Origin of the sequence: Tenacibaculum holothuriorum (assembly GCF_002120225.1) — a bacterium.
Classification (GTDB): Bacteria; Bacteroidota; Bacteroidia; order Flavobacteriales; family Flavobacteriaceae; genus Polaribacter; species Polaribacter holothuriorum.
On sequence record NZ_LAPZ01000005.1, the window covers coordinates 213,654 to 227,494 of the forward strand.

Below are 13,841 nucleotides of genomic sequence, written 5' to 3' on the forward strand. Positions count from 1 at the left end.
TTGAATCTCAAAATCTAAAATATTATGTCAGAATTAAATAAAGATATTTTACGAGGAGGACAATTCTTAGTAAAAGAAACAAAATGTGAAGACGTATTTACTCCTGAAGATTTTTCAGAAGAGCAAAACATGATGAAAGAAGCGGTTAAAGAATTTAACGACCGTGAAATTATTCCTAACAGACCACGTTTCGAAAAGAAAGATTATGCATTAACTGAAGAAGCTATGCGTAAAGCGGGTGAATTAGGTTTCTTAGGTGTAGCTGTACCAGAAGCTTATGGCGGATTAGGAATGGGATTTGTTTCTACAATGTTAACTTGTGACTATATTTCTAGTGGTACAGGTTCTTTTAGTACTGCTTTTGGTGCACATACAGGTATTGGTACCATGCCAATTACTTTATACGGAACTGAAGAGCAAAAGCAAAAATACGTTCCTGCTTTAGCAATGGGTGAAAAGTTTGGAGCTTACTGTTTAACAGAACCAGGAGCAGGATCTGACGCTAACTCTGGTAAAACTACTGCTGAGTTAACAGAAGACGGAAAGCACTATAAAATTAACGGACAAAAAATGTGGATTTCTAATGCAGGTTTTGCAGAAGTATTCATTGTATTTGCTCGTATTGGTGATGATAAAAACATTACTGGTTTCATTTTAGACTACGATAAAAACAATCCTAACGGAGTTACTTTAGGAGAAGAAGAACACAAATTAGGTATTCGTGCATCTTCTACGCGTCAAGTATTCTTTAACGATACATTAGTGCCTGTAGAAAACATGTTATCTGTTCGTGGTGGTGGATTCAAAATCGCTATGAATGCATTAAACGTTGGACGTATTAAATTAGCAGCTGCTTGTTTAGATTCTCAAAGAAGAATTATTAGTGATGCTGTAAACTATGCTAACGAGCGTAAGCAGTTTAAAACTTCAATCTCTGAATTCGGAGCTATTAAAATGAAATTAGCAGAAATGGCTACAAACGCTTATGTAGGTGAGTCTGCATCTTATAGAGCTGCTAAAAATATTGAAGATAGAATTGCTATTCGTGAATCTGAAGGAAATACACATCAAGAAGCAGAATTAAAAGGAGTTGAAGAATATGCTATTGAATGTTCAATCTTAAAAGTAGCAGTTTCTGAAGACGTACAAAACTGTGCTGATGAAGGAATTCAAATTTATGGTGGTATGGGATTCTCTGAAGAGACTCCAATGGAAGCTGGATGGAGAGATGCTCGTATTGCTCGTATTTACGAAGGTACTAACGAAATTAACAGATTATTATCTGTAGGAATGTTAGTTAAGAAAGCCATGAAAGGTCATGTAGATTTATTAAATCCTGCAATGGCTGTTGGTGAAGAATTAATGGGAATTCCTTCTTTCGATACTCCAGATTATTCAGAGTTATTTGCTGAAGAAAAAGAAATTATCGGAAAATTAAAGAAAGTATTCTTAATGGTAGCTGGTGCCGCTATTCAAAAATTCGGAACAGAATTAGAGCAACACCAACAATTATTAACAGCTGCTTCAAATATTTTAATTGAAATATATATGGCAGAATCTGGGATCTTAAGAACTGAAAAGAACGTTAAGCGTTTTGGAGAAGATTCTCAGAAAGAGCAAATCGCTATGGCGAAGTTATACTTATACAACGCCGTAGAAATCATTACTAAAAACGGAAGAGAAGGAATTGTTTCTTTCGCAGAAGGTGATGAGCAACGTATGATGTTAATGGGTCTTAAGCGTTTTACAAAGTACGCAAACTACCCTAACGTAGTTGCCTTACGTAACACTATTGCAGAAAAGTTAAAAGCAGAGAACAAGTACTGCTTCTAAAAATAATTGCTCATTAAGAGCATAAAAATTTCTTCAACTTTTATAGGTTTTAGAATTTAGTTGTTTGTTTAAAAGGTCGTCGAATTAGTTTTTGACGACCTTTTTTCGTTTGTCTAATTTTTAAATTTCAATTACATTTGAAAAATATTCTTCATATGCTATGAAAGAATTTCAAATAAAATCAAAGCATAATTATGCGTTTATACTCTTGAAAAAGGTTGTATAACGATGTGTTTTATGCATATATAAACAAGTTAGCCACAAGCTGAAAAAACATTGAGATACTACATTGGAGCATATTATTTAATTAAACTTCGTGATACCAATTTTGGAACTTACAAAGGGAAAAAGTTGCATACTTGCAGTACTTGTATAAACGATTCTTTTTTTGACGCTTGGTCAATTTCGTGGGCGGAAGATGGAAAAAATGTTAATGCAGAAACCAAATCAGACTTTAATCTTGATGAAAATCTGATTAAAGAAATTCAGAATTGGACGGACAAAAAAATGGAGGAAAACAAAATCGGATGGATTTGCACATTTGCCGATTTAGAAACCCTAACCGAATATAAAAGTTCATTTTTCCCAAAAGAAGAAAGTGAAATATTGAGTATTAACTTTCCTCAATCAGAAAGAGACGAATTATTAAATTTATTCAATCCTGAAAAGACAAGTTTTGGCGAAATCGGACTTTCAATAAATCTAAAAAAAGGAATTACAGAAAACAAGGACGAGCAAACTTTGGGATACGACTTAATCGGAATTGAAGATAGTAGTGAATTTCATAGTTTTCATTGCCACGATTTAGCAAGTGAATTAATCGAAAAATTCGGAATTGAAATAAACGAATACGGACTGATTAGCGAAAATGATAAATGGACTGAAATAGTGGAATATATGAATGACGAGAAAAACGGATTTGAATCTTCGCCTTGGTTTTATGTGAAAGTGAATAAAGTAACGGAAAAAGCCAGTGGCTAACAACGTGTATAGCTCATTGCGGCTGAATTCCTAATCGGAATTCATTGCAATTTACTATATTTAGGTTGCGGCGGAAAATCATAGCTGATTTCCCGCAACAAGCCATACACAAAACCGTTAGGTGCAATTTGAAATGAACTCTCGATTAAAGAAAGAATATAAAAGAGCATTTAGTGAGTTAAGAGAAATAATTAACTCGTGGGAATTAATACCTGACTCGCCAGATGACGAATTTGATTCAATTAATCATCTATTTCTTAGTCAATTATATAAAGGTTCTGATAAATTTAAAATGTCAAAAGCCATACAATTTGAGTTGACTAATAATTATGGGTTTTCGGTCGAACATATTGACTCCGACAAAATGACTGTGGAAGTATTAGAATGGTGGAATAATTTTAAAAAATAGTATTATGGCAACTCAAATCTGTCCAAAATGTAAAGTGGATAGCTTTTACTGGAAAGTGGATGAAGATGAATCTCTTCTGACTATTTGGGTATGTGGGAATTGCAATTATCGAGCTTTCGAGAATGAATCTGACGAAAGGAATTGTTCAAAATGCGAAAAGAAAACGGAATCAAAACTAATGGATAATAAAAAAGAATATTGGTGGTGTTCGAATTGCAACACCATTGAAATAATAAAAACTGCACCTAACAATGTATAACCGCAATTACGGCGGATTCGACTACGTCCGAATCCACTCGGAATTGCGAGCGTCAGTGCTAAATCGAAAAACAGTAATTTAAAACCCGTAACTGACGGTTATACGAGACCGTTGGCGCGCATTATAAAATGAAAGAATTTGAACTAAAAAATACCGACCCTGAGGACATTGAGGACATACTCGTAAAAGTGGAGGACTCGTTTGACATCAAATTTGCCGACAACGAGCTTGCTCACGTTCAGACTTTTGGTGAGATCTGCGACCACATCAAGAACAAAATACAACTTGACCATACAGACGACTGTACAACACAACAAGCCTTTTACAAATTGCGGAGCTCATTAATTTCTGCATTGCAAGTTGACAAAGAAAAAATAACTGCAGACTCTTTACTCGCAGACCTCCTACCAAGGCAAATAAGAAAATCAAAGATAAAGCAAATAGAACAAGATTTAGGATTTAAGTTATCACTCTTAAGACCGGCTCATTATGTGACAGGTTTTCTTGTTCTGCTCCTTTTAACTTCGTTGGTTGGACTTGCATTTGTTTGGCAATTTGCACTTGCTGGGCTTGGACTTTCAATTGGTGGACTATGGCTTGCCACTAAGACCGGAAATGAACTTGACTTAAAAACAGTCGGGCAACTTGCAAAGAAAATGACAAGAGAGAATTACATAAAATCCAGACGCAATCCAAAGACATATAATGACAATGAAATAGAAAAAGTTCTCACTGACTGGTTCAGCAACGACTTGGTAATTGACAAGTCCAAATTAACCCGAGAAGCGAGATTGACTTAAAAAGAAAAACGACACGCCAACAATGTGTATAGTTCATTACTAGCAAATGCTTACAACGGAAATTCCTGCGGAATTTCCTCGTCGTTTTGTACTTGCCGAGTTTATCGCTAAATTCACGCAACAAACCATACACCGAGCCGTTGGCATTCATTAGAAAAATGAGGAAAGAATTTGAAATAAAAGATTTAAACGATAATTCATTAGTTACATTCTATTACAAGGGAAATGATTCTGAAAAAATTCCCCGTATAAAAAGATACATATATAACTTAACAAATTTTACACTTCAGATTATCGCTATGAATTATGAAAATGAAGATGTTGACGATATTTATGGTTATGCAGAGTTATTAGATGAAGAATTAGGGTTTATTTTTCATCAACAGACAATTAACGCAATATCTGACTTTTATGGTTTTTCACAACTTGCACGTGATAAAATAAATTTACTCAGAGAAACCATAAGACCAATGATAAATAATACATTGGAAAACAAAATGAAAAAAAATGATTCTGATTGGATAAAAGTTTCAAGAATGGCTCAAGAAATATTAAAAGATTTGGGGAAACAACAAATAACTCCAAGTGAATTTGAAAAAAGAGAAAATTTATCAATGGATTGGATATAAAAAAAGAAATGCAAACACAGTGTATAAAACATAGCTAATATGTGCTTAACCGAAAGGTTTGTGTATATTTAGAAAGTCCGTCAAATTTTTAATTTGGCTTTTAAAAAGAGAAAATTAAAAACAAAATATAAAAATTCGGTTCTGGATTAATTTTAAAAATCAGCATCTTTTTGCACGCTGCCATTCATAGACAGGACTGTTAGCAAAATTGAAAATGAAGAGAATAACTTATATTATAATATTAGTTTTAGTTATTATTTCCTGTAAAAGTAATTATAGTTTAAAAAAAACTAATATTGATTTAGATGCTTACACTAATTCAAAATATAAAAATGGAATAATCATTTCAGCTTTGAACAAGGAAAATAACTTTTATTCTCTATTCTATGCTGAGATTAAAGACAAGTCTTATTTTAAAAAACTAATAAAGTTTAACTTAAAAAACAGAGAAGATTTTCACAATATCTCTAATGGAATTTATTTACCAATTTCTAACGAATTTTATTTTACCTCAAACAATAAAAAATCAGGAAATTTAGAACTATATAAATGTGAAATAGATAATTTCAATTTATTAAATCCAACATTGGTAAATTTAGAATTAGAAAAATTCTCATATGGTCATTCTACTTTCTTTACTAATGGTTTAAATATGATAATTGCTTCAAAAGAATCGGAGAAAATAAAATTAAAACTATACACTAGACCAAGTTTTGAAGAAAATTGGATTTTTAAAAGAAATTTGGACGAATTAAATACTGGAAAGTATAACTATCATCCTATTTTAATAAATGACACAAAAATTGTGTACTCTCAAAAAAACAAAAATAAAATAGATTTATACTTCTCCTTATTAAATGAAAGTAATTATTGGTCAACTCCTCAAAAAATTAAAAACTTAATAGATTCGAGAGAAAAAATAAATTACGTGCTAACTACAGAAAACACAGGTTATTTTACCTCAAAAAAAACTAAAAAAAATAAGAGCGAAGAAATTGATGAGATATACTACTTTGAATTAAAAAAATAACTTTTGTTAACAATGGCTATAATTAATACTGGGTTTGGTATTTAGTTCAAAGTTTAATGTATATTTAAAAAGTCCGCCAAATTTTTAATTTGGCTTTTAAAAAGAGAAAAATTAAAAACAAAATATAAAAATTCGGCTCTGTGTTAATCCGAAAAATTAGTGTCTTTTTGCACGTTACGTTTCATACACAATTCCGTTAAAAAAATACTAACCAATGAAATGAAAAACTCAAAAAACAGCTTTTATCTTGGAATTATTTCATTAAGCATATTTTGTTTACTGAACATAAACCTTAAAACAGAGATATTTTTTAACTCTAATAATTTATTAATTGTAGCCCTATTAGTTTTTATAATGTTTGTTTTAGCATTAGTTGGAGGGATTAAAGTATATATAGCCTTAAAGGAATCTAGTTCAAAAATGAGAACTATTGGGTTTATCACCAATGGCATAGTTCTGTCATATTTTATTTTAATTATTATTTATAATACTTTTTCATAAATAATAGTATAATTAAAAACCGTCTTGAATATTGAAAGAGATTTTAACTTTTTTATTATATTCTGGAGTAAGTCTTTGCTTATTACTTATTCTACTACTCTCTAAGAGAATTCAGTACTTTTCAAATAGAATATTAATCGCTGTTATTTTTTGTTTATTAACGCTTTATCTAACTTATGGAGCGACCTATTCTAAACATGAGTTATTGGCATTTTTATTAGTTCCTTTAGGAACTATAATCCCTTATGCTTTAGGAGTATTGTTATTCTATTATATAAAATCTATTTATAATGAAAAAGTACATACAAAAAACATTTTAAAAAGTTTAATCCCTTTTTTTATTGGCTTTGTTTTATACTCGCTTCCTAAATATTTTCTTTTTACAAATTCAAATGAAATAAGTTCTATTCAATTAGTAAGTTTTATCATACCTTTTATAGGCTACATTCATTTTATTTACTACCTCTATAAATGTTTTCTTATACTGAAGATGTATAGAAAACAGTTAACCAATCAATACTCAAACATTCAAAACATCGATTTAAAATGGTTTTATATTTGGGTGTACGGAATTATTGCTTTTGTTTTTATTGATATTTTATCCGGAATTTTACTACTACTCTATCCTTCTATTCAATTTGTATTATCCATCAACTTGTTGTTCTTAACAATCTTAATATGGTACGTAGGTTATTATGGTTTAAATCAAACTCATGTTTTTCTCCTAAATACAGAAGCTATTCAAGAAAAAAAAGAGATCAAAAATAAACCAGTATTAGAATTAAACAGATCGGAAGAGTTTCATCAAAAACTAGAAGAACTATTTCAACTAAAACAAATATACCAACAGCAAAACCTTTCTTTAAGAGAAGTTGCCGAATTACTAAACACTACCGATAAAAAGTTATCAAATTATATCAATACAAACCTTAATACTACTTTTTATGAATTTGTAAATACATATAGAATTCGACACTTTAAAGAAGTTATTAGCAATGGTAATTCTGAAAAATTAACATTATTAGCTATTGCTTTCGATTCTGGTTTTAACTCTAAAGCTACTTTCAATAGAGTTTTTAAGCAACAAGAAGGAATTACACCTTTACAATTCAAAAAAAGTATAGAAAAAAGTCTCATTGCATCCAGTGAGTCGATTTAATTATTGTTTCTCAGTTGTTTTGCTCAAAATTTAAATGAGTAAAAAATTTATGAATACAACAATTAACACTACACAACATCGAAAAGAAAACTTAAAAAAAGCAAAAAAATATACACTCTGGGTATTAGGAATATCTTGGAGCTTGGGTTTCTTATTCTTAAATGCTTTCAATTTTTCTAATCTTATTTTTAGAACAGTATTTTCATTAATCTACGGTTTTTTACCTGCAATAATTGCTATCATTATCAATAAAAAAGAAGGTGGTAATTGGAAATCACTTCGATTTTTTAAGCCTACTTTAAAAGGTAGTATTTTGGCCATTCTTATTCCATTAATTTATGTAGTTATTGGATTTTATATTCAAATAACATTAGGATATCGTAATACCCCAGATTGGTCAATACTGGGCAGCACTACAGAAATAATTTTGATAATTGCATTAGGTTATTTAGCTACAAGTCTTTTAGTAATGGGAGAAGAAATTGGCTGGAGAGGTTACTTACAACAAAAGTTATTTGAAAATTTTGGACAAATTAAAGGAGCAATTATTTTAGGATTTATATGGGGGTTTTGGCATTTACCTGTAGCTTTAAAAGGATACAATTTCCCTAGTCATCCTTATTTGGAAGCATTTGTAACTTATCCTTTGGCTTGTGTTGCCTTTTCTTTAATAGTAGCTTATATAGGTTTTAATAGATATTCAATTTTTATAGCTATTTTGTTTCACGGAGCTAACAATCATTTTAATGCAATTGCGATTTCTGTTACAGAATTAAAAAATGAATTTGCTTTCGCTATGCTTAGTAATGCAATATGTATAGATTTAATATTAATATTTAGTTATTTGTTATGGATAAAAAATAAAAGAATTAAACATAAAGCTTTAGATAAGTCTTAATGGAAAAATTGAAATGGAAAACAAAAAAGTAACTCTTTAATAAAGAGTTACTTTTTTTATTAATTATAAAATCAAATTCTTTACATTCTAATTTAAAATATAATTTTAGCCAACTATATTTGTATTCTATGAAATTAAATCCATCAAGAGAACATCATCTAATTATTGGAATACTTTTAAGTGTTTGGAGTTTTGTTTTTTCTTTTTTTGCAAGACCATTTGAACATGGAAACATGGATTTAGGTATTTGGATAAATGTAAGTGTGGGTTTTAGCATAGCTGCTTTTTTATCCTATAGTTTTGTAGCTATATATCAAAATATAATTTTCAGAAAGCTTAATAAATGGAATATTCTTTTAGAGTTAAGCACATACTTTGTATTCTATTTCTTTTATTCTATTCTAACATACACGTATTATAGAAGTCCCATGGTTTATGGTTTTTATGATTTCCCTCGCTTCTTTACTGAAATTATACTAAATATTACTTTAATTATTAGCCCTATTATTTTCTTATTAAGAAAATATGCCATTAAATTAATTCCAAAAAAAGAAGAGTATATTATCTTTAAAGGAGAAAATAAATTAGACTTTTTAAAAATTAAAAAAGACGAATTAATTTGTATTTCTAACTCTCAGAATTATGTAGAAATTTTCTTTTTAGAAAACGAACAATTGAAAACGAAATTAATTAGAAGCTCCTTAAAGAAAATTCAATACGAATTTGATTTTTTAATTCAAGTTCATCGTTCACATTTAATAAACCCTACACACTTTAAAGCTTGGAAAGATTCTAATACAATTTTACTTACTCAAACAGAACTTCCCGTGTCTAAAAGTTATAAAAATCGAATTTTATCTCTTTAAATTTTATACCTAAAAAGAGTATTTTTATACCTGAACCCTATATTTTTACCTAAAACACTAAGTTTTATACCTTAGGTCCTCTGTTTATATTATATCTGTTTTTTTTCATTCTAATTTGGTAGTATCAAAACAATAAAAATGAAAAAAAATATAGCTATTTTGCTTTGGATTCTCTTCGGAGGCTTATGTGTATTTTATAGTACTTACCCTTTAAAATACATCTTAACGAATGAACCAATTCTCCTTTTATCTTCAAAAGCTATTTCATTATTAAATAGTAACTTCTATTTAATATGCTTTTACTTACATATTATTTTTGGAGGTATTGCCTTATTAATTGGCTGGGTACAATTCATTGAAAAATTCAGAAAAAGATATATAAATATCCATAGGTGGATCGGTAAAATTTATATCGCTTCAATACTTCTTAGCGGAATTCCTGGTTTTTATATTGCCTTTCATGCTTCAGCAGGTTTGTCACCAAAAATTGCATTCGCTATGGGCTCTTTAATTTGGGTAACATTAGCTATTTTAGGTTATACTAGTATACGAAAAGGTAATGTTATAGCTCATAAAAAATATATGATGTATAATTATGCTGGTACTTTCGGAGCAGTTACTCTAAGACTATGGCTACCTTTATTAATAGTTATTTTTGGTGAATTTGCATTGGCTTACCAAGTGGTTGCATGGTTAAGTTGGGTTCCTAATTTGATTATTGTTTATTTGTATTTAGAAAAAAGAGAAGTGATTTTACATTTTTACAAAAAATACAAACTCCATAATGTCCTAAAAGGAAGTATAGCTATTACCCTAATAATGGTTATTTTATCATACACAAGTGTTCAAACTTGGTTTTATAGAAGTTCTTCTTATGAAGGAACAGCTTTTGTAAAAAAACAAATTGACAGCAATTCTTACTTTACTAAAGACAAGTTTATAGAAATAGATACATACCTAAGGGAAGAATCCCAAACAACAAGTATGCTTGTTTTAGAAAATGGAAAAATAGTTTTTGAATATGGAGATATATCAGAAATTAGTAATTTAAACGATGCTAAAATCAGTATTTTAAGTATGTTGTTTGGTAAATATATTGAAGATGGAAGCATTAATTTAAACGAAACAATTGAAGATAATAACGTGAATGATTTCTTAGGGTTATTACCTATTGAAAAACAGGCTACAATTGATCATTTACTTAGCTCTTCTTCTGGAGTTTTATATTCTGATAAGGATAGAAGAAATTTTACATTGTTTGAAAACAAAAAAAGAGGAAGTGTACAACCTGGTGAATACTTTTCATTCAATAATTGGGACTATAATGTTGCAACTTATATTTTAGAAAAAAAATCAGGAAACAATTTTCATAAAGAAATAGAACAGCAACTAGCTATACCTCTAGAATTTCAAGATTGGAATATAAAAAATCAGTCTGAAGATTACACACACAATTCTAAGTTTGACACTCATTACACGCACCTTTCAACCAGAGATATGGCTAAAATTGGTCAACTTATGTTACAAGAAGGTAAATGGAAAGGAAAACAAATAATTCCTAAAAATTGGATTAAAAAAATAACATCTTCTGTAATTCCAATAGATACTGTAAGAACTAGAATAGGAGGAGATATTTCTAGTCCCTTACAAGAAACTTATGGCTATTTATGGTGGGGATTTGATCGCTTTTATGATAACCCAGATTTTAATGGAGCATACACAGCTTGGGATATGACTGGTCAATTTATTACAGTTATTCCAAAACGAAATGTAGTTGTAGTACATAAAACTAAATTAGATTATTTAACACATGTAAAACTTTCTAACCGAACAGAAACTCCTTCTTGGCGTTATTGGTGGATTCTAAGAAAATTAATGTTAAATAGAAAACCTATAGCGGAGTTAGAACTTGAAAAATCTACTGATGAAATTATTGAGTTTATTAAAAATGAATACAATAAAGAATCAGAATATGCTATCTCAGAAAGGCTCATAAATGAATATGGACAATCTTTAGCTGACAAAGGAAACTACAAAGACGCTATTAAGTTTTTTGAACTCAATCTTAAACTGTATCCAAATCATGGGTATTATACTCACCGTATATATAATTATTACGGAAACAGCTTAATAAAACTAAACAGAAAAGAAGATGCTTTAAAAGCTTTTGAAGAATCTTTAAAGTTCAACGCTGATAATCCAACTGCTAAGAAAATGATTGCTGAATTAAACAACTAGAAGATAATTTTTTGAATCATAAAAAAAGAGCTTACTAAGTTAATAAGCTCTTTTTACTTTATAATCAATAAAACTCTATTCCAAAGCTCCTAAATAACGCTCTGCATCTAAAGCAGCCATACAACCTGTACCTGCTGCAGTTACTGCTTGACGATATTCTTTATCTTGTACGTCTCCTGCTGCAAAAACCCCTGGTAAATTCGTTTTAGTAGACTTTCCTTTAGTTAGTAAATAACCTGTTTCGTCCATATCTAAAACTCCTTTAAATAATTGCGTATTTGGTGTATGACCTATTGCAATAAATACTCCTGTTACTGAAATATCTTTCTTGTCACCAGTTTGATTGTTTACCGCACGAACCCCCTCTACAACATTACTCCCTAAAACCTCATCAATTTCTGTGTTATACAACACTTCGATGTTTTCAGTTTTATTTACACGGTGTTGCATTGCTTTAGAAGCTCTCATATAATCTTTACGAACCAACATTGTAACTTTGTTACAAATATTTGCTAAATACGTAGCTTCTTCAGCAGCAGTATCTCCTGCTCCTACAACAATAACATCTTGTCCTTTATAGAAAAATCCGTCACAAGTTGCACATGCCGAAACTCCTCCTCCAATTAAACGTTGCTCACTTTCTAAACCTAAATATTTAGCAGTAGCACCCGTAGAAATAATAACAGTTTCAGCTTCAATTTCTGTAGTTTCATCAACAACTACTTTATGAATCCCACCTTCTTTATCAGAAAATTCTACTTTAGTTACCATTCCAAAACGAACATCCGTTCCAAAACGTTCTGCTTGACTCTTTAGATCTTCCATCATTGCAGTTCCATCAGTTCCGTTTGGATATCCTGGGAAATTATCAACTTCAGTAGTCGTTGTTAATTGACCTCCCATTTGCATTCCTGTATACATAACTGGTTTCATATCTGCTCTTGCTGCATAAATAGCTGCTGTATAACCTGCTGGTCCAGATCCTATAATCAAACATTTAATTTTTTCTGCCATCGTTTAAAAATTTAGAGTTACAAATGTAATTTTTTTTAACTTTTAAAAAATTTTTTGTGAATATCTTTTGACAATTAGACGATAAACAAAAGCTATCTTACAAAAGCAGTAAAAGTATTACTTTTTAGGAAGAATTTTAATAATACCTAGATTTTCAATTCCTACATAAACAAAGCCGTCTAAACCCTGTTCTATAGAACGCACCCTACCTAAACCTTCTAGCATTTTTTCTTCTTTTACAACTTTTCTTTTTTGTAAAGTGCAATTTGCTACATATTGAAATTTTAATGACCCAACTAATAAATGCCCTTGTAGTCTTGGGTATTTTTTACTGTTTACAAAAGCCATTCCACTAGGAGCTATAGAAGGAGTCCAATGATGTAAAGGATCTTCCATGTTTGGTAAAGAGGTATGTTTGGTAAATCTAGTACCTATGTAATTTCTACCAAAACTTGCTTTTGGCCAACCGTAATTCTTTCCTTTTTTAATGATATTGATTTCGTCTCCACCTTTCGGTCCATGTTCATGAGTCCAAATTTCTCCAGTAAATGGATTGATTTCCATTCCTTGAGGATTTCTATGTCCATAACTATAAATAGCTGTTTTAGCATCTTTGGTATTTACAAACGGATTGTCTTTAGGAATTCTACCATCATCATGTAAACGATAAATTTTACCACAATCTCTAGTAATATCTTGTGGATTTTTATTTCTATTCCCTCTATCGCCTATACTAAAATATAGAAAACCTTCTTTGTCAAAAGCAATTCTAGATCCAAAATGTTGACCACGTTTAGTATTAGGAGAAGCTTTATACAATATCTTTTTATTGATTAGCTGATTGTTTTTTAATTCTGCCCTCATTAATACAGTATTAAAACCTCTACCTGCTCCATGTGAAGCTATATACGTGAAATAAATAAAATGATTCTCTTTAAACTTTGGATGCAGTTCAATATCCATTAAACCGCCTTGACCATATTCTTCAGTTTTTGGTAAACCTGAAACAATAATCTTTTTGCCATTTTTAAAATGGATAAGTTCTCCTCTTTTTTCTGTAATCAACATTGAATTATCTGGCAAGAAAGTAAATCCCCACGGATTACTCAAACCTTTCACAACCACTTTATAATCATACTCTTGAGAATACAATATTTGAAAAAAAACAAAACAGAAAGCAATACTTAATAAAAACTCATACTTTTTACTCATATTTAATTTAAA

At 30.0% G+C, this 13,841-nt stretch carries 12 protein-coding genes; 10 read left to right on the forward strand and 2 right to left on the reverse strand.

Annotated elements, in window-relative coordinates; genetic code table 11:
- Positions 1-24: 24 nt before the first annotated feature.
- The 10 genes from WH52_RS08500 to WH52_RS08550 all read left to right on the forward strand — a co-directional run bounded on the left by WH52_RS08500 (position 25) and on the right by WH52_RS08550 (position 11,603).
- Positions 25-1,833 (forward strand): acyl-CoA dehydrogenase family protein, encoded by a 1,809-nt coding sequence (locus WH52_RS08500; RefSeq protein WP_086030520.1) that lies wholly within the window; start codon positions 25-27, stop codon positions 1,831-1,833.
- 276 nt (positions 1,834-2,109) lie between these two features.
- Positions 2,110-2,814, forward strand: coding sequence for a hypothetical protein (locus WH52_RS08505; RefSeq protein WP_086030521.1), 705 nt, complete (start codon positions 2,110-2,112; stop codon positions 2,812-2,814).
- Between the two features lie 133 nt (positions 2,815-2,947).
- Positions 2,948-3,223 (forward strand): hypothetical protein, encoded by a 276-nt coding sequence (locus tag WH52_RS08510; protein WP_086030522.1) that lies wholly within the window; start codon positions 2,948-2,950, stop codon positions 3,221-3,223.
- A 387-nt stretch (positions 3,224-3,610) separates the two neighbouring features.
- Positions 3,611-4,282, forward strand: a complete 672-nt coding sequence (locus WH52_RS08520) for a hypothetical protein (RefSeq protein ID WP_086030524.1) — start codon at positions 3,611-3,613, stop codon at positions 4,280-4,282.
- Between the two features lie 158 nt (positions 4,283-4,440).
- Positions 4,441-4,911, forward strand: a complete 471-nt coding sequence (locus WH52_RS08525; protein ID WP_086030525.1) for a hypothetical protein — start codon at positions 4,441-4,443, stop codon at positions 4,909-4,911.
- A 214-nt stretch (positions 4,912-5,125) separates the two neighbouring features.
- Complete coding sequence (locus tag WH52_RS08530) at positions 5,126-5,941, forward strand: hypothetical protein (protein ID WP_143592117.1); 816 nt, start codon at positions 5,126-5,128, stop codon at positions 5,939-5,941.
- 532 nt (positions 5,942-6,473) lie between these two features.
- Complete coding sequence (locus WH52_RS08535) at positions 6,474-7,601, forward strand: helix-turn-helix domain-containing protein (protein WP_086030527.1); 1,128 nt, start codon at positions 6,474-6,476, stop codon at positions 7,599-7,601.
- Positions 7,602-7,650: 49 nt separating this feature from the next.
- Positions 7,651-8,499 (forward strand): CPBP family intramembrane glutamic endopeptidase, encoded by an 849-nt coding sequence (locus WH52_RS08540; RefSeq protein ID WP_158091364.1) that lies wholly within the window; start codon positions 7,651-7,653, stop codon positions 8,497-8,499.
- A gap of 128 nt (positions 8,500-8,627) precedes the next feature.
- Positions 8,628-9,365, forward strand: coding sequence for a LytTR family DNA-binding domain-containing protein (locus WH52_RS08545; protein WP_086030529.1), 738 nt, complete (start codon positions 8,628-8,630; stop codon positions 9,363-9,365).
- Positions 9,366-9,503: 138 nt separating this feature from the next.
- Positions 9,504-11,603 carry a DUF2306 domain-containing protein gene (locus WH52_RS08550; RefSeq protein ID WP_086030530.1) on the forward strand — a complete coding sequence of 700 codons (2,100 nt, stop codon included), beginning with the start codon at positions 9,504-9,506 and terminating at the stop codon, positions 11,601-11,603.
- 75 nt (positions 11,604-11,678) lie between these two features.
- Here WH52_RS08550 and trxB read toward each other — a convergent pair whose 3' ends face one another.
- Both trxB and WH52_RS08560 read right to left on the reverse strand, forming a co-directional pair.
- Positions 11,679-12,617, reverse strand: coding sequence for a thioredoxin-disulfide reductase (gene trxB / locus WH52_RS08555; protein WP_086030531.1), 939 nt, complete (start codon positions 12,615-12,617; stop codon positions 11,679-11,681).
- Positions 12,618-12,734: 117 nt separating this feature from the next.
- Positions 12,735-13,829 (reverse strand): PQQ-dependent sugar dehydrogenase, encoded by a 1,095-nt coding sequence (locus WH52_RS08560; protein WP_198938419.1) that lies wholly within the window; start codon positions 13,827-13,829, stop codon positions 12,735-12,737.
- Between the last annotated feature and the right edge of the window lie 12 nt (positions 13,830-13,841).